Genomic DNA, 14,326 nt, shown 5'->3' on the forward strand with positions numbered 1-14,326 from the left:
ACGATGAGCCAGGCGCAGGACAACGAGCAAGGCGGCCAGGCCGTCCCGCAGACCCGCACCGCGCGTCACCGCCGGATCGTGGACATCCTCAACCGGCAGCCGGTCCGCTCCCAGAGCCAGCTGGCCAAGCTGCTCGCCGACGACGGTCTGAGCGTCACCCAGGCGACGCTCTCGCGCGACCTCGACGAGCTGGGCGCGGTCAAGATCCGCAACACCGGCGGCGAGCTGATCTACGCGGTGCCCAGCGAGGGCGGCTTCCGCACCCCGCAGGCCCCGCTCGGCGAGTCCGCGAAGGAGGAGCGCATGCGGCGCCTCTCCGGGGAACTGCTGATCTCGGCGGAGGCCTCCGCGAACCTCGTGGTCCTGCGCACCCCGCCGGGTGCGGCGCAGTTCCTGGCCTCGGCGATCGACCAGGCCGAGCTCCGCGAGATCCTCGGCACGATCGCGGGCGACGACACCCTGATGCTGATCAGCCGCGACCCGGCGGGCGGCCAGGCCCTCGCGGACCACCTCCTGCGGCTGGCGCAGAAGGAGAGCTGAGCCGCTCCGGCTCCGCCTTCCGGCCTCTGCCCTCCGCCCTGCGTCCGGGGCGCCGGAAATCCGGTGCCCGACCGGCGCCCGGCGACATAGCCTCGGGGCGTGTTCCCACTCGTCCTCGCCGCAGCGGTGTCGGCCGTGGCCGTCGCCGTGTACGCCGCCATCGGCCTGCGGTGGCGGCGCCGGGCCCGGATCCGGCGCGAGATCCTCCGGATCGTCGCCGCCCTGGACCTCGAGCCGTACCACGCCGCCGTGCTGCGCTCCGGGGCGACCGAGGCGGCCGCCGCCGAGCTGGTCCTCGGCGGGTACCTCCGGATCGACGGGGAAGGAGCGGCGTTCCTGACCGTGCAGGGCCGTGACCCCGCCGGGACGCCCGCCCACCCGCTGCCCGCCGCCCTGCTGGAGGCCGTACGCCGGCACGATCCCGAGCCGGTGTCGATCGGCTGGATCGACCGGTGCGACGAGGAATACGCGGAGCGGTGCAACGCGTACCGGAACGAACGGGCCGCCCTGCTGCCCGATCTCCCGCACATGCCGCCCGGCGAGCCGCGCCAACCGGCGGCCTGCTGCGCCTGCCTGGGCATCCTCCTGCTGCTGTGGTTCTGGATCGCGGCGGCCGCGCTGCTGCTGGCGGTCTCCCGCCCGCACGGCGTCCTGGAATGGGCCGCCGCCACGGTGACCGCCCTGGGCCTGGCGGCTCTCTGGTTCGCCGACGACGCGCGCAAGGCGGTCCGGGCCCGTACGGAGTGCGGCGACGCGCTGGAGGAGCGGATCCGCGCCGAGCCGCATCCGGCCTTCGCGGCGCTGGACGAACAGCAACGCCTCCACGTACTGCGGAGCATCGGCGACCGCGGCCAGTGGCGCGGCGTCGACCGGGTCGTTTACGAGGACGTCGACGAGGACGGTGACGAGGACGACGAGTGGCTGGACGACAAGGTCTGGTGGGAGGACGCGTACGAGTACCGGGCCGCCGACGAGGACGAGCCCACGTCCCCCGGGGGGACAGGGCGGGCCTAGGGAGTGTCGTCGAAGTCGCGTCGGCCGCCCGAAGGGCGGGGCTGGCGGGGTCTGGTGCGTGCGATCGCAAGGCGGAGGGGGGAGGCGACGCGGTGGGGGCACCTCCCAGCGGTAGCTGGGGGACGTCGGCGACCGACGACAACGCGGCGAGCGTGCGTGCCAGACCCCGCCAGCCAGACGGGACTTTGACGACACGACCTAGTAGCGGGTGACGGCGAGCGGCCCCTCCTGCGTGCCGATCGCGATGTGCGGGCGGCGGCGCGGGTCGGCCCAGCGCAGGATCGCCCGCATCGCCCGCTCGGGCACGGACACGCAACCGGCCGTCGCGCCCTTGCCGTTGACGTGCAGGAAGATGCCCGCGCCCCGGCCGCGTACGGGCCGGTCGTAGTTGAAGGCGATGAGCAGCGCATGCGCGTACTGCTTCTCGTACGTCACCAGGTGCTCGGCCTCGCCCGGGGCGCAGTCCGCGGGCAGCGGCTCCACCCAGCGGTTGTAGGCGGCGGACGCGTTGTCCTGGCACCACCAGGAGTCGCCGGTCACCCGCCGGTAGCGGTACTCCGTCCCGGCCGGCGCCCGACGGATTCCGAAGGCGTACGGAAGCGGATACAGGCCCGTCGGCGTGGTGTTGGTGCCCTGTGTGCGCGTCGCGCCCTCGGTGAGGCCGTTCGCCCCGAAGCGGGCCGGCGCGCTCCCGGCCTCGAACCAGCGCCCGGCCCGCCGGTCCCACCAGGTCAGCCGGCCGGTCGTGGATCCGGGGGCGGGTGCGACGGCGGTGATCAGCTGACTGCCGCCGCCGGTGTCGGCGAGACGGGCGGGCAGGGGCGCGGGGCCCTGCGGGAAGAGAGTGGTGACGATCGTCACTCCGGTGACGAGAGCGGTACGCAGCACATGTCAGACAGTACGGGGCGAAAGGGGCAGGGGTCGTGCAGGCAGGCCGTCGAGGCTCTTCTCGATGAAGTCCTGCGGTGTTTCAGCTCCTGAGGCCCAACCGGGTGAAGCGAACCGCCAGTTGGTGCTCGTCGAACACGGCGGCCGACCGCTCCAGCAGCCGGCCCAGTTCGGCGGCGTCCGCCTCGCCCTCGCGCAGCGTGCCCTGCCAGGCCCATGCCCGTACGGTCGTCCCCGCCAGCTCCCGCAGGCCCGGATCCCGCACCTCCAGCAGGTCCACGGCGGCCCGCAGCGCGGCGACGCCGCCCCGGGCGCGGAGCAGGTGGAAGGCGGCCCGGCGGGTGTGCAGCGGCCGCTCGGGGGCGACGAGCTCCACCAGCCGTTCGACGGGCAGCCGCCGGGCCGTGGAGTCCAGGCTCCGGGAGACCTCCCGGGCCACGGCGGCCGAGGCGTCGTCCAGCAGCGGCAGCAGCAGCGCCTCGTCGGTGGTGTCCAGCAGGCGCAGCCCGGCGACGGCGGCGGCCCGGACCGCGCCCGCGGGGTGCGCCAGCAGCACGCGGAGCAGCGGGGCGTCTCCCCGCCGGGCGCACTCGGCGAAGCCGGTCACCGCGTACGGGGTCACGTGGTCCGGATCCGTGACCAGCGCGCGGTAGAGGGCGTACGGGTCGCCGCCGTCCCGGCCGACCAGCCAGCGGGCGCAGGCCCGCACCAGGCCGGAGCGGTCGGCGAGGTGGTCCGCGGCCTCGGCGGCCCGCCCGGCCCGGCGCAGGGCGGTGACCCCGCCGGCCCGGACCATCGGGACGTGCGCGCCGAGCAAGGCGTCCACCACCTCGTCGACCGTCTCGCCGTCGGCCTCGTCGGCGGCCAGGTCCGCGAGCGCGGCGTCCGCCCACAGCCGGCTGGTCAGCGGATCCCGCTCGGCCGCGGCCCGCAGAGCCAGTTCCCGGGTGCCGAACAGCCTTGCGTCCATGGTGAGCCGTGCGGCGAGCCGCCGGGTCGGCAGGTCGGCGCTGTCGCGCAGCTCGGCCAGGACCGGTTCGTCGCGCAGCACCGCGGAGAACAGCTCCAGCGCCCAGGCGCCCTGCTCCCGGCGGGCCAGCCGCAGGACCAGCGGAGTCAGCCGGCGCAGGGTGTCCGCGGGTTCGGCCGCCAGGGCGCCGATCAGCACGCGCCGGGCCTGCTCCCGTACGACGGGGACCCAGTCGGCACAGCGGATCGCGACGAGTTCCGGGCGGGGGTGCGGTGCGCGGAGCGCCTCCTCGCGGACGCGCCCGTCGTGATGGCACAGCGCCACCTCGTGCCGGTCCTTGGGTACGGCCGCGTACTGGCGCCGACGGATCGCGCGTACCTCCTGGTCGAAGGCCATCCACGCCTCGGCCGTCGTGAGCGGCGGCCCCGGCGGCTGTCCTGCCGCCAGCCGCTGCGCGCTCTCGCGCCCCGCCTTGATGTCCCGTTCCTGCGCGCGGCCCATGTGTCCCCCTGCTCCCGTGTCCCCCTTGTCCCGCGTCGATCGTAGGCCGAGGCAGTTGATTGACGAAACATACGGAGTAATGCATAGTTATGCCTATCGCTTCCAGTCGTACCGCCTCCCCGTTACCTCCGCGGCGGGGAGGCGGTTGCACATACACGGCCCAACGGGCAGTCAAAGTCATGCAGTCTTGAGGAGCAGTAGCTGTGAGCAGCAACAACGGTGACGTCCGGCTCTGGGGCGGGCGCTTCGCCGACGGCCCCGCCGAGGCCCTCGCGAAGCTGTCCGCGTCGGTCCACTTCGACTGGCGCCTCGCGCCGTACGACATCGCGGGCTCCCGGGCCCACGCCCGCGTGCTCGCCAAGGCAGGTCTGCTGACGGCCGAAGAGCTCGAACGCATGATCGCCGGGCTGGACCGGCTCGAAGCCGACGTCGCCGACGGGTCCTTCACCGGCACCATCGCCGACGAGGACGTGCACACCGCCCTGGAGCGGGGCCTGCTGGAGCGGCTCGGCGCCGAGCTCGGCGGCAAGCTGCGGGCCGGCCGGTCCCGCAACGACCAGGTGGCCACCCTCTTCCGGATGTACCTGCGCGACCACGGCCGGATCATCGGCGGGCTCATCGCGGACCTCCAGGACGCGCTGGTCGGCCTCGCCGAGAGCCACGCGGACGTGGCGATGCCGGGCCGGACCCACCTCCAGCACGCGCAGCCGGTGCTCTTCGCCCACCACGTACTGGCCCATGTGCAGTCCCTGTCCCGGGACGCGGAGCGGCTGCGGCAGTGGGACACCCGGACCGCGGTCTCCCCGTACGGCTCGGGCGCCCTGGCCGGCTCCTCCCTCGGCCTCGACCCGGAGGCGGTCGCCGCCGACCTCGGCTTCGAGCGGGGCTCGGTCGGCAACTCGATCGACGGCACGGCCTCGCGCGACTTCGTCGCCGAGTTCGCCTTCATCACCGCCATGATCGGGATCAACCTGTCCCGGATCGCGGAGGAGATCATCATCTGGAACACGAAGGAGTTCTCCTTCGTGACCCTGCACGACGCCTTCTCCACCGGGTCGTCGATCATGCCGCAGAAGAAGAACCCGGACATCGCGGAGCTGGCGCGCGGCAAGTCGGGCCGCCTCATCGGCAACCTGACGGGCCTCCTCGCGACCCTCAAGGCGCTGCCCCTGGCCTACAACCGGGACCTCCAGGAGGACAAGGAGCCGGTCTTCGACTCCTGCGACACCCTCGAAGTCCTGCTGCCGGCCTTCACCGGCATGATGGCCACCCTCGCGGTCAACCGGGAGCGGATGGAGGAGCTGGCTCCGGCGGGCTTCTCGCTCGCCACCGACATCGCGGAGTGGCTGGTCAAGCAGGGCGTCCCCTTCCGGGTGGCGCACGAGGTGGCCGGCGAGTGCGTCAAGGTGTGCGAGGTGCTCGGCATCGAGCTCGACGAGCTCACGGACGAGCAGTTCGCGAAGATCTCGGAGCACCTGACCCCCGAGGTCCGCACCGTCCTCAACGTCAAGGGCGCCCTGGCCTCCCGCGACGGCCGTGGCGGCACCGCCCCCTCGGCGGTCGCGATCCAGCTCACCGAGCTGAAGGCCGACCTGGTCATCCAGCACGCCTGGGCGGCCCACAAGCAGTAGCCGATGCGCCCGAAGGGCGGTGCGGGCCGCGCGGCCCGCACCGCCCCTTTCGGCTTTGCCGGGGTATCAGCTCGCCCAGTCCTCCAGCGCGTCGAAGTCGGTGCGGGTCAGTCCGATCCGCTCGTCGATCCGCATGAGCAGCGTCCGCGCCGGATGGCGCTGGTCGACGTACTCGCGGTCCATGGCCGTGATGTCGTCGTCGATCCATGCGAAGGGCCGCTCGCCCGCGTACTCGAGGATGTACTGCGTCTTCCAGAAGGTCCCGCGGGGGGCCCGGCCGTGCATCACCGGCCAGTCGATGTACGGGAGCCGCGGCAGGCCCAGGTGCGGACCTATCCAGTCGTTCGCCTCGTCCTTCCACGTCGTGGCCCAGACGAGCTCGTAGGCGTCCGCCAGCGCGAGCAGCTCCGCGCCGTGGCCGTGGTTCAGCAGGACCCGCAGGGGCTTCGCGCTCTGTGCCCCCGTCCAGCCCGTCGGGCGCATCCCGTGGGTGGTGTAGCCCTCGGGGCGGCGGTGGGGCTTGGCCGCGTAGGGGTTCAGTGGTCCGTCGACGTCGATCAGCAGCAGGGGCTTCATCTCGGCAGGATTCCGTTCCGGCTGCCCGAGGGCAGCTCATTTTCCACAAAGAATGAGACGTGGGTGTCTCATTCGGGGTATGCTTGTCTCATGGCCATGGATCGTGACCAGGTGCTCCGCGACGCGGCCGCCCTGCTCTCCCGGAAATCGACCGCCACGATGGACGAGGTCGCCCGCGCCGCCGGAATCGGCCGTGCGACCCTCCACCGGCACTTCGCGGGGCGCGACGCCCTCGTCCGGGCCCTCGAAGAGCTCGGCATCCGGGAGTTCGAGGTGGCGTTCGACAACGCCCGCCTCGACGAGGGCACGGCGGTGGACGCGCTCAGGCGGCTCGTCGCCGAGGCGGAGCCGAATGCCGAACTGCTGGCCTTCCTCGTCACCGAGAACCAGCTGTTCGAGGGCGACGAGATCAACGAGGGCTGGGCCCGGCTCGACGCCCGCGTCGGCGCGCTGTTCCGGCGCGGCCAGGAAGAGGGCGACATCCGGATCGACCTGAGCCCCGCCTGGCTCACCGAGGCCCTCTACGGCCTCATCGGCACCTGCGCCTGGGCCGTCATGGACGGCCGGGTCGCCGCCAAGGACTTTCAGTACATGATCATCGAGCTGCTGCTCGGTGGCGCACGACGGAGCGTGGAGAAATGAGCCGTACCGAACAGCTGAGCAGGCAGAAGGGGGCGGAGGTCAAGAGCCCCGGGCGCTGGCTCGCGCTCTCCGTGCTCGTCCTGGCCGTGCTGCTGGTCGCGGTCGACGCCACCGTACTCGGTCTCGCCACCCCGTCCCTCAGCGAGGACCTCAAGCCGACCGGCACCCAGCTGCTGTGGATCGGCGACATCTACTCCTTCGTCATCGCCGGCCTGCTCGTCTCCATGGGCTCCCTCGGTGACCGCATCGGCCGCAAGAAGCTGCTCCTCGTCGGCGCCACCGCCTTCGGCGCCGTCTCGGTCCTCAACGCCTACGCGACCAGCCCCGAGATGATGATCGTCGCCCGGGCCCTGCTCGGCGTGGCCGGCGCGACCCTGATGCCGTCCACCCTCGCGCTGATCCGCAACATCTTCCACGACCCCAAGGAGCGCAGCCTCGCCATCGGCATCTGGGGCGCCACCGCCTCCGCCGGCGCGGCCGTCGGCCCGGTCGTCGGCGGAGCCCTGCTCCAGCACTTCTACTGGGGCTCGGTCTTCCTCATCAACCTCCCCGTGATGATCGTCCTGGTGATCGTCGGCATCAAACTGCTGCCCGAGTCCAAGAACCCGGTCACCGGCCCCTGGGACCTGGTCAGCGTCGGCCTCTCCCTCGTCGGCGTCATCGCGGTCGTCTACGCCGTCAAGGAAGTCGCCACCCACGGACCGACCTGGGAGGTCTGGGTCACCGCGGGCCTCGGCGCGAGCGCCCTGTACGCCTTCGTGCGCCGCCAGTTCACCCTGGAATCGCCCCTGCTCGACATGCGGCTCTTCAAGCACCGCGGCTTCTCCGGCGCGGTCCTCGCCGACCTGCTCACCGTCTTCGGCCTCTCCGGGCTGGTCTTCTTCCTCTCGCAGTTCCTCCAGCTCGTGCAGGGCCGCGACCCCCTGGAGGCCGGTCTGGCCGAACTGCCCGCCGCCATCGGTGCGGTGGCCACCGGCCTCGTCGCGGGACGCTACGCCCGCAGGTACTCGGTACGCGTGATCGTGGCGGGCGGCCTCGCCGCCATCGGCCTGGCGCTCGCCGCCCTGACCGTGCTCCGCCAGGAGAGCGGCTACCCGCTGCTCGGCGCCGCCCTGCTCGTCGTCGGCCTCGGCGCGGGCTTCTCCTTCACCGTCACCGCCGACGTGATCCTCTCCAGCGTGCCCAAGGAGCAGGCCGGTTCGGCCTCGGCCGTCTCCGAGACGGCGTACGAACTGGGCGCGGCCCTCGGCATCGCCCTGCTCGGTTCCGTCGTCACCGGCGTCTACCAGGGCTTCACCGCCCCGGCCTCGGTGGCCGGGCCGGTGGCCGACGCCGCGCACGAATCCCTCGGCGGAGCCGTGGAGGCCGCCAAGGCGCTGGACCCGCATACCGCCCAGGTGATGGTGGGGGCCGCCCAGGAGGCCTTCGTGGACGGCCTGCGGCTCGCCTCCGGCGTCGGCGCGGCCGTGCTCCTGGCCACCGCCGCGGCCGCCTGGTTCCTGCTGAAGGGCCAGGAGCTCCAAGGCGGCGTCGAGCACTGACGTCCCGACAGGGGAGGGTGTCCCGGGCGGAGTTGACAGTTCGTCGAACCGCGGGACACCATCCCGGCGATGGAGATCAACGACCTGACCCCGGCGGAGCTCCGCGTATGGGAGGCCTTCCCGCGCGGTGAGGGCGTCGACTTTCGCGAACACGCCGACGAGACCGGAGACACGGGCGAGACCTGGGGCCCCGAGCGGACCGTGCGCGCCGATGTGCTCACCGCCCTGCTGCTGAACGGGCCCAATGTCGGGGGGCAGGTCGCCGGGCTCAACATCCGGGGCGCCCGGATCACCGGCAAGCTGAACCTCAGGTACGCCGTCGTCGAGCACCCGATCCGGCTGCGCGCCTGCTGGTTCGAGCGCAAACCCCTGCTCTACGGGGCCCAGTTGCGGTACTTCGTGGTCAACGACTCGACGCTTCCCGGGCTGACCGCCAACTCCGTCAGCGTCGACGTCGCGCTCAAGCTGTCCTGCTGCCGCATCACCGGGCCGGTCCGGCTCGCCGGGGCCCGGATCGCCGGCGGCCTCTTCCTGCGCCGTGCGGTCATCGGCACGCCTCCCACCGGCGACGAGCCCCCGGCAGAGACCCCGGAGCCCCCGCTCCAGGTCAGCCACGCCGACATCGGCACCGACGTCATCGCCATGGAACTGACCGTCCACGGTCAGACCCGGATCAACGGCACCACCGTCGCCGGCCAGCTCAACCTGGACGGCGCCAGGCTGCTCGCCCCCGGCGGCACCGCCCTGCACGCCGAGACCCTCACCGTCGGCACCGACGTACGGGCCATGCACGCGCAGCTGCACGGCCGGGTCAACCTCACGGGCTCCCGCATTCCGGGCCAGCTCAACCTCGCCTACGCACGCTTCGTGAACCCCGGCGGGGTCGCCCTGCGCGCCTCCAGCTGCGTCATCGGCGAGGTGTGGCTGAGGTCCTGCGAGACGATCCAGGGCGGGGTGAACCTGCGGCGCTCCCAGTTCGACATGCTGCACATGCCGCCCGAGACCTGGCCGGAGCAGATACGCATCGACGGGCTCACCTACCGCAGCCTCGTCCCGCACCTGTCCGCCGAGGAGCGGCTGCCCGCCCTGGAGCGCGAGGAGTCGGGCTACCTCCCGTACGCCTACGAACAGCTCGCCGCGGCCTACCGGACGGCGGGCGACGAGGCCGCCGCCCGCACCGTCCAGCTCGCCAAACTGCGCCGACACCGCCGCACCCAGCCCCGGCACGCCCGTGTCTGGGGGCTGCTCCAGGACGTCACCGTCGGGTACGGCTTCCGGCCGCTGCGCGCGGCGGGCTGGCTGCTCGCGCTCCTGCTGACGGGGTGGATCGCGTACGGCATGCGGCCGCCCCGCCCGATCAAGGTGGGGGAGGCGCCGGACTTCAACCCGGTCTTCTACACGCTCGACCTGATGCTGCCGATCATCGGATTCGGCCAGGAGCAGGCCTTCGCGCCCAGCGGCTGGCACCAGTGGCTGTCGTACCTGCTGATCGTGACCGGCTGGATCCTCGCCACGACCACGCTGGCGGGCGTCAGCCGGTCACTCCAGCGGCAGTGAAGCGGGCTCAGGCCGCCTTGGCCTTGGTGGCGTACATGTCCACGTACTCCTGGCCCGAGAGCCGCATGACCTCGGCCATCACCGAGTCGGTGACGGCGCGCAGCACGTACCGGTCGCGGTCCATGCCCTCGTAGCGGGAGAACTCCATCGGCTCGCCGAAGCGGACGGTGACCCGGCCCGGGCGCGGCATGCCGGCGCCGCCGGGCTGGAGCTTGTCGGTGCCGATCATCGCGAACGGGACCACGGGGGCGCCGGTCATCAGGGTCAGGCGGGCGATGCCGGTGCGGCCGCGGTAGAGCCGGCCGTCGGGGGAGCGGGTGCCCTCGGGGTAGATGCCGAAGATCTTCCCCTCTTCGAGGATCCGGCGACCGGTCATCAGGGCAGCGACCCCGCCGTTGGCGCCGTCACGGTCGACGGGGATCATGCCGGAGCCGGTGAAGAACCAGGCCATCGCGCGGCCCTTGATGCCCTTGCCCGTCACGTACTCGTCCTTGCCGATGAAGTGGACCGTCCGGTCGCACACCAGCGGAAGGATCATGGAGTCGATGAAGGTGAGGTGGTTGCCCGCCAGAATCACCGGTCCGGTGCCGGGGATGTTCTCGATGCCCTCCACACGGGTGCGGAACATCATGCGCATGACCGGTCCGACAGTGGCTTTGATGAGCTTCGTACGGAACAACGTGGGCCCTCCGGCATCGAAAAGCGGTTCGCGCGACCACCACACGGCGGTAGTGCAGGTGAGGACGATACTCGCGGGTCAGGTCCGAGCGCACATCGGGTTCACGTGTCGGATACGCAGTGTTGACGCACGTTTCCGCCAAGTTCCCCGGATGTGCCGTCGCCGCACGCCCCTCGGCCACCGCCGCTTGCCTACCATCGGCACGCCGATCGCGGGCCGTGAGACCCCGGGACATCAGAGTTCCCGGAGCCGCAGGCCCCATATCGAACGAGGAGTGGCACTCATGACGCAGGGTGGGGCAGCGCGGCGCACGGTCCTGGGGGCGGCCGTCCTGGCGGCGGGGACCGGAATCACCGGACTCGCGGCGGGATCCGCATCCGCCGCACCCGCCGCGAGCGGCGGCGGGCACGGCGACGGGGGTCACGACGGGGGCTTCCGGGACCTCCCCTACCCGACGGTCATCGGCCACCGCGGGGCGAGCGGCTACCGGCCGGAGCACACCCTCGGTTCCTACCAGCTCGCCCTCGACCTGGGCGCCGACGTCATCGAGCAGGACCTCGTCCCGACCCGGGACGGCCACCTGGTGTGCCGCCACGAGAACGAGATCGGCGGCACCACCGATGTCGCCGACCACCCCGAGTTCGCCTCCCGGCGCACCACCAAGTCCGTCGACGGGGTCTCCGTGACGGGGTGGTTCACCGAGGACTTCACCCTCGCCGAGCTGAAGACCCTGCGCGCGAAGGAACGTATCCCCGCCGTCCGTCAGCGGAACACCCTCTACGACGGCCAGTGGGCGGTGCCCACCTTCGAGGAGGTCCTGCGCTGGGCCAACCGGGAGAGCCGCCGGCGCGACAAGCAGGTCTGGCTGCACGTGGAGACCAAGCACCCCAGCTACTTCCGCGGCCTCGGCCTCGGCCTGGAGGAGCCCCTCGCCAAGCTGCTGCGCCGCTACGGACGCGACCACCGCGACGCGGCCGTCTTCCTCCAGTCCTTCGAGCCCTCCAGCATCCAGCGGCTCTCCCGGCTGGTCTCCGCGCCCCGCGTGGTACTGCTCTCCGCGGCGGGCACCCGCCCCTGGGACTTCGAACAGGCCAAGGACCCGCGTACCGTCGCGGACCTGGTCAAGCCCGAGGGCCTGAAGTGGATCGCCGGCTTCGCCCAGGGCATCGGCCCGACCATGGACCTGATCCTCCCGCGCGACGCGGCCGGCAAGCTCGGCGCCCCGACCACCCTGGTGCGCGACGCCCACGCCCAGGGGCTGCTGCTGCACCCCTACACCGCGCGCAACGAGAACAGCTTCCTGCCGGCCGATTTCCGCAAGGGCACGGACCCGGCCGCGTACGGGGACGCCTTCGCCGCCTTCAAGACCTACTTCGAACAGGGCATCGACGGGATCTTCACCGACAACCCGGACACCGGACTGCTCGCGGCGGAGGCCTTCCGCCCGGGCCGCCGCCCCGTCAACCGCTGAGCGCGCCTTCCCGTACGAGTGGGCCGTGCCCGGCGCGGAAACCGCGCGGCACGGCCCACACGTCCCGCCCGGCATGGACCTGTTGAAGGACCCCGAGCTCGTGAACGAACTGGCACCGCTGCTCTCCGCCGAGGCCGCCGCGGAGGCCCCGGGCACCGGAGTGGACCCGGCCGACCTGGAACAGGCCGTCTGGATCAGGCTGCTGGAGAGCGGCCGGCGCGCCCCCGACCCCGCGGACCCGGCGGAGCCGGCGCGCTGGCTGCGCCGGGCGGTACGGGCGGAGGCCCGCCTCGCGCGGCGCCGCGCCCGCCGGGAGATCCCGTACGGCAACCGCCACCACCATGCGGACGGCGGTCCGCCGGCCGGCGCGGCCGGGGGAGCCGAACCGGAAGACGCCCTCATGCACGGTGAGGAGAACCGCGCACTCCGATCGGCGGTCGCCCGGTTGCCCGGCCGCTGCCCCGAGCTCATGAAGGCACTTCTTTCGCCCAGAGACCTCACTTACCGTGAAATCGCAGGAGAGTTGGGTATCTCACAAGGAAGTTTGGGGCCCGTGCGTTCCCGCTGCCTGGGATGTCTGCGCAGAATGCTGGCTGCAGAGGTTGCGGCTCCTGGCCTGCGGGGAAAGGAGCGGTAGACCATCGGGCTACCAGGTGAGCTGGAGGCATGCGCACATGGGCATGAGCGTGACCATTACGGCGGCGGCTGCCGAGGACGCGGAGCAGATCTTCAAACTGCAGTACCTGGCCTTCCAGCGTGAGGCCGAGCTGTACGGCAACTACCTCATCCAGCCGCTCACCCAGTCCCTGGACTCCCTGAAGGCGGAGCTGGCGAAGGACACCGTCCTCGTGGCCCGGCTCGGCGACGAGGTCGTCGGCGCCGTGCGCGGCAGCGTCGACGAGGACGGCACCGGCAAGATCGCCAAGCTCTGCGTCCACCCGCGCCTGCAGGGTCACGGGCTGGGCGCGCGCCTGCTGCGCGCGGTCGAGGAGGCCCTCGCGAGCCCCGGCACCACCACCCGCTTCCGCCTGCACACCGGGCACAAGAGCGAGTCGAACCTGCGCCTCTACCGCAAGTGCGGCTACGTCAAGGTCGGCGGCCGCACGGCCTCCGACGGCATGCAGCTGGTGATCCTGGAGAAGGAAGCCGGCGACCCGACGGAATTCGCCGTCAGCGCCTAGCGTTCGGAACCAGCCTGCGGCGCCTGGCGCCTAGCGCTTGGCGCGCAGCCAGAGCATCCCGGTGATCGGCAGGATCACCGGGATGAACAGGTAGCCCATCCCGAATTGCGACCACACGGTCGCGTCGGGGAAGGCCTCGGGCCGCACCAGGGTCCAGGCGCCCACGACCAGTACGCCGGTCAGCTCGGCGGCGCAGCAGATCAGCGCCGCCTTGCGGGCCCGCTCCCCGCCGCGCACCAGCGAGTACGTGATGAAGGCGTAGGCGAGCGCCGCCGCGGCCGACAGCGAGTACGCCAGCGGCGCCCGGTCGAACTCGGTGGAGATCTGGTAGGCCGAGCGGGAGACCGCGCCCACCACCATTACCCCGTACAGCCACACCAGCAGCAGCCCCGGCCCGGAGACCAGCCTCGTGCGCCCGGCGGGGGTGGCGGTCGTCGTCTGCGCGTCAGGCACCGGTGGTTCCCCAGATGTCGTAGAGCCGTACTTCGAGGACGGCGAGGACGACCGCGCCCGCGGCCACCGTCACCGAACCCCACTTGGTCCGCTCGGTCAGCGAGAGCATCCCGGCGGCCGGTACCGCGGCGAAGGCGCCCACCAGATAGGCCACGAAGATCACCGTGCCCTCGTCGGCCTTCTCGCCCCGGGCCAGCTGGACCAGGCCGGTCGCCAGCTGGGCCAGGACCAGCACGGTCACGACGGCCATGCCGATGAAGTGCCAGTCCTTGGTCGGCTGGTCCCGCCACGCGGCGTGGCCGCACCAGGCGGCGAGGGCGAGTGCGGCCACACCGATGGCCACCGTCAGGGCGTCGAGCATGCAGCGAGGGTATTACGGGCCGAAAGACCCGATGCGGGCGCCCCGCTCCACGGGTCGCGCGGCCCGTCGGCGGACAGTGGTCTTGACCACAGCGGACCCCGTCGGCGGACACCGTCGCAGGGGCCCGGTGCGGGCCCTGCGGGCCGTGTCGGCGCAGGTCAGTGCCGGGGGAGCGGCGGGCGGGCCGGACGGCCCGTGCGGAACGGCCCGGTCCGGTATGTGGCCGGAATGTGTCCGCTATCCGGACATCGTGGATCGGTGACGGGATGCGTCTGGTTTACTGGGGCCCATGACCACGACGAGCAGCCGCACCCTTGCGAC

15 protein-coding genes are annotated in these 14,326 nt (G+C 72.3%); 9 read left to right on the top strand and 6 right to left on the bottom strand.

The window, feature by feature from the left end; all coding sequences use genetic code 11:
• The first annotated feature begins 3 nt into the window (after positions 1 to 3).
• Both ACZ45T_RS07340 and ACZ45T_RS07345 read left to right on the top strand, forming a co-directional pair.
• A complete protein-coding gene (locus ACZ45T_RS07340; RefSeq protein WP_468438374.1) occupies positions 4 to 540 on the top strand; it encodes an arginine repressor in 537 nt (178 codons plus the stop codon).
• 99 nt (positions 541 to 639) lie between these two features.
• Positions 640 to 1,554 (top strand): hypothetical protein, encoded by a 915-nt coding sequence (locus ACZ45T_RS07345; RefSeq protein ID WP_468438376.1) that lies wholly within the window; start codon positions 640 to 642, stop codon positions 1,552 to 1,554.
• Between the two features lie 198 nt (positions 1,555 to 1,752).
• Here the strand turns inward: ACZ45T_RS07345 and ACZ45T_RS07350 are convergent, their stop codons facing one another.
• Both ACZ45T_RS07350 and ACZ45T_RS07355 read right to left on the bottom strand, forming a co-directional pair.
• Positions 1,753 to 2,439, bottom strand: coding sequence for a L,D-transpeptidase family protein (locus tag ACZ45T_RS07350; RefSeq protein WP_468438732.1), 687 nt, complete (start codon positions 2,437 to 2,439; stop codon positions 1,753 to 1,755).
• Positions 2,440 to 2,524: 85 nt separating this feature from the next.
• Positions 2,525 to 3,913 carry a hypothetical protein gene (locus ACZ45T_RS07355; protein ID WP_468438377.1) on the bottom strand — a complete coding sequence of 463 codons (1,389 nt, stop codon included), beginning with the start codon at positions 3,911 to 3,913 and terminating at the stop codon, positions 2,525 to 2,527.
• Between the two features lie 203 nt (positions 3,914 to 4,116).
• Between ACZ45T_RS07355 and argH the strand changes: the two genes are divergently transcribed.
• Positions 4,117 to 5,544, top strand: a complete 1,428-nt coding sequence (argH, locus tag ACZ45T_RS07360) for an argininosuccinate lyase (protein WP_468438379.1) — start codon at positions 4,117 to 4,119, stop codon at positions 5,542 to 5,544.
• A 66-nt stretch (positions 5,545 to 5,610) separates the two neighbouring features.
• On the opposite strand, the gene ACZ45T_RS07365 is transcribed toward argH, so the two are convergent.
• A complete protein-coding gene (locus tag ACZ45T_RS07365) occupies positions 5,611 to 6,120 on the bottom strand; it encodes an HAD domain-containing protein (RefSeq protein WP_468438380.1) in 510 nt (169 codons plus the stop codon).
• A gap of 90 nt (positions 6,121 to 6,210) precedes the next feature.
• Here ACZ45T_RS07365 and ACZ45T_RS07370 point away from each other — a divergent pair, with 90 nt between their 5' ends.
• The 3 genes from ACZ45T_RS07370 (at position 6,211) to ACZ45T_RS07380 (ending at position 9,860) form a co-directional block, all read left to right on the top strand.
• Complete coding sequence (locus tag ACZ45T_RS07370) at positions 6,211 to 6,762, top strand: TetR/AcrR family transcriptional regulator (RefSeq protein WP_468438381.1); 552 nt, start codon at positions 6,211 to 6,213, stop codon at positions 6,760 to 6,762.
• Positions 6,759 to 8,303 (top strand): MFS transporter, encoded by a 1,545-nt coding sequence (locus ACZ45T_RS07375; protein WP_468438383.1) that lies wholly within the window; start codon positions 6,759 to 6,761, stop codon positions 8,301 to 8,303. Before ACZ45T_RS07370 ends, ACZ45T_RS07375 begins: the two co-directional genes overlap by 4 nt.
• A gap of 69 nt (positions 8,304 to 8,372) precedes the next feature.
• The gene (locus ACZ45T_RS07380; RefSeq protein WP_468438384.1) at positions 8,373 to 9,860 is read left to right on the top strand and encodes a membrane-associated oxidoreductase; all 1,488 of its coding nucleotides are present in this window, start codon (positions 8,373 to 8,375) and stop codon (positions 9,858 to 9,860) included.
• Between the two features lie 7 nt (positions 9,861 to 9,867).
• Here the strand turns inward: ACZ45T_RS07380 and ACZ45T_RS07385 are convergent, their stop codons facing one another.
• A complete protein-coding gene (locus ACZ45T_RS07385) occupies positions 9,868 to 10,497 on the bottom strand; it encodes a lysophospholipid acyltransferase family protein (protein ID WP_327285580.1) in 630 nt (209 codons plus the stop codon).
• Between the two features lie 325 nt (positions 10,498 to 10,822).
• Between ACZ45T_RS07385 and ACZ45T_RS07390 the strand changes: the two genes are divergently transcribed.
• The 3 genes from ACZ45T_RS07390 (at position 10,823) to ACZ45T_RS07400 (ending at position 13,191) form a co-directional block, all read left to right on the top strand.
• Positions 10,823 to 12,010, top strand: coding sequence for a glycerophosphodiester phosphodiesterase (locus ACZ45T_RS07390; RefSeq protein ID WP_468438386.1), 1,188 nt, complete (start codon positions 10,823 to 10,825; stop codon positions 12,008 to 12,010).
• 73 nt (positions 12,011 to 12,083) lie between these two features.
• Positions 12,084 to 12,647 carry a sigma-70 family RNA polymerase sigma factor gene (locus ACZ45T_RS07395; protein ID WP_468438734.1) on the top strand — a complete coding sequence of 188 codons (564 nt, stop codon included), beginning with the start codon at positions 12,084 to 12,086 and terminating at the stop codon, positions 12,645 to 12,647.
• Between the two features lie 37 nt (positions 12,648 to 12,684).
• The gene (locus ACZ45T_RS07400) at positions 12,685 to 13,191 is read left to right on the top strand and encodes a GNAT family N-acetyltransferase (protein WP_468438388.1); all 507 of its coding nucleotides are present in this window, start codon (positions 12,685 to 12,687) and stop codon (positions 13,189 to 13,191) included.
• Positions 13,192 to 13,221: 30 nt separating this feature from the next.
• Here ACZ45T_RS07400 and ACZ45T_RS07405 read toward each other — a convergent pair whose 3' ends face one another.
• Positions 13,222 to 13,644, bottom strand: coding sequence for a hypothetical protein (locus ACZ45T_RS07405; protein WP_468438389.1), 423 nt, complete (start codon positions 13,642 to 13,644; stop codon positions 13,222 to 13,224).
• On the bottom strand, positions 13,637 to 14,005 hold the full coding sequence (locus ACZ45T_RS07410) for a hypothetical protein (protein ID WP_468438391.1): 369 nt from the start codon (positions 14,003 to 14,005) through the stop codon (positions 13,637 to 13,639). Before ACZ45T_RS07410 ends, ACZ45T_RS07405 begins: the two co-directional genes overlap by 8 nt.
• Between the last annotated feature and the right edge of the window lie 321 nt (positions 14,006 to 14,326).

It is taken from the genome of Streptomyces sp. NPDC030995, from assembly GCF_055571215.1.

Excerpts from the sequence above, each read along its gene's own strand:
- ACZ45T_RS07410 (WP_468438391.1), bottom strand. The coding sequence starts at position 14,005 with ATGCTCGACGCCCTGACGGTGGCCATCGGTGTGGCCGCACTCGCCCTC.
- ACZ45T_RS07395 (WP_468438734.1), top strand. The coding sequence starts at position 12,084 with ATGGACCTGTTGAAGGACCCCGAGCTCGTGAACGAACTGGCACCGCTG.
- ACZ45T_RS07375 (WP_468438383.1), top strand. The coding sequence starts at position 6,759 with ATGAGCCGTACCGAACAGCTGAGCAGGCAGAAGGGGGCGGAGGTCAAG.
- ACZ45T_RS07370 (WP_468438381.1), top strand. The coding sequence starts at position 6,211 with ATGGCCATGGATCGTGACCAGGTGCTCCGCGACGCGGCCGCCCTGCTC.
- ACZ45T_RS07340 (WP_468438374.1), top strand. The coding sequence starts at position 4 with ATGAGCCAGGCGCAGGACAACGAGCAAGGCGGCCAGGCCGTCCCGCAG.
- ACZ45T_RS07400 (WP_468438388.1), top strand. The coding sequence starts at position 12,685 with ATGGGCATGAGCGTGACCATTACGGCGGCGGCTGCCGAGGACGCGGAG.
- ACZ45T_RS07385 (WP_327285580.1), bottom strand. The coding sequence starts at position 10,497 with ATGCGCATGATGTTCCGCACCCGTGTGGAGGGCATCGAGAACATCCCC.
- ACZ45T_RS07355 (WP_468438377.1), bottom strand. The coding sequence starts at position 3,913 with ATGGGCCGCGCGCAGGAACGGGACATCAAGGCGGGGCGCGAGAGCGCG.
- ACZ45T_RS07390 (WP_468438386.1), top strand. The coding sequence starts at position 10,823 with ATGACGCAGGGTGGGGCAGCGCGGCGCACGGTCCTGGGGGCGGCCGTC.
- ACZ45T_RS07365 (WP_468438380.1), bottom strand. The coding sequence starts at position 6,120 with ATGAAGCCCCTGCTGCTGATCGACGTCGACGGACCACTGAACCCCTAC.
- ACZ45T_RS07380 (WP_468438384.1), top strand. The coding sequence starts at position 8,373 with ATGGAGATCAACGACCTGACCCCGGCGGAGCTCCGCGTATGGGAGGCC.